Below are 862 nucleotides of genomic sequence, written 5' to 3'. Positions count from 1 at the left end.
GGGTGGCGTTGAAGGCCGCCGAGAGGGCGGGGAAGGTGGCCGAGAAGCTGGCCGATAGCGCGGGGAAGACCGCGCTCAAGCCGGCCGTGAAGTTCTGCCCCGCCGTCAGCAGTGCGCTCAACGCGCCTTGTAGCGCGGGGGCGCCCGACAGCGCGGCGCTCACTGCGGCGTTAAACGCCGCGCTCAAACCCGACAGGCTGGCCTGGAAGGCCGGCAGGCTGCCCGACAGCGCGGCGCTGAGGGTGGCGTTGAAGGCCGCCGACAACGTCGGGAAGGTGGCCGAGAAGCTGGCCGACAGGGCGGGGAAGACCGCGCTCAAGCCGGCCGTGAAGTTCTGCCCCGCCGTCAGCAGTGCGCTCAACGCGCCTTGTAGCGCCGGGGCGCCCGAGAGCGCGGCGTTCAATGCGGCGTTAAACGCCGCGCTCAAACCCGACAGGCTGGCCTTGAAGGCCGGCAGGCTGCCCGAGAGTGCGGCGCTCAGGGTGGCGTTGAACGCCGCCGACAACGCCGGGAAGGTGGCCGAGAAGCTGGCCGACAGGGCGGGGAAGATGGCGCTGAATCCGGCGGCGAAGTTCTGACCTGCCGTGATCAAGGCGTTGAGGGCGCCTTGTAGGGCGGGGGCACCCGACAGCGCGGCGCTCACTGCGGCGTTAAACGCCGCGCTCAAACCCGACAGGCTGGCCTGGAAGGCCGGCAGGCTGCCCGACAGCGCGGCGCTGAGGGTGGCGTTGAAGGCCGCCGACAACGTCGGGAAGGTGGCCGAGAAGCTGGCCGACAGGGCGGGGAAGACCGCGCTCAAGCCCGCCGCGAAGTTCTGACCTGCCGTGATCAAGGCGTTGAGGGCGCCTTGTAGGGCCGGGGC

General features: G+C 70.9%; 1 protein-coding gene. It reads right to left on the bottom strand.

Annotation, left to right across the window (positions count from 1 at the left end):
- On the bottom strand, positions 1-832 hold an 832-nt coding region (locus BST12_RS29140), incomplete at its 3' end, for a hypothetical protein (RefSeq protein WP_425437431.1).
- Positions 833-862 lie beyond the last annotated feature (30 nt).

This window comes from Mycobacterium angelicum, from assembly GCF_002086155.1.
Taxonomy (GTDB): Bacteria; Actinomycetota; Actinomycetes; order Mycobacteriales; family Mycobacteriaceae; genus Mycobacterium; species Mycobacterium angelicum.
The sequence above is the reverse complement of the archived record's forward strand: the minus strand, read 5'-3'. Positions and strand labels throughout refer to the sequence as shown.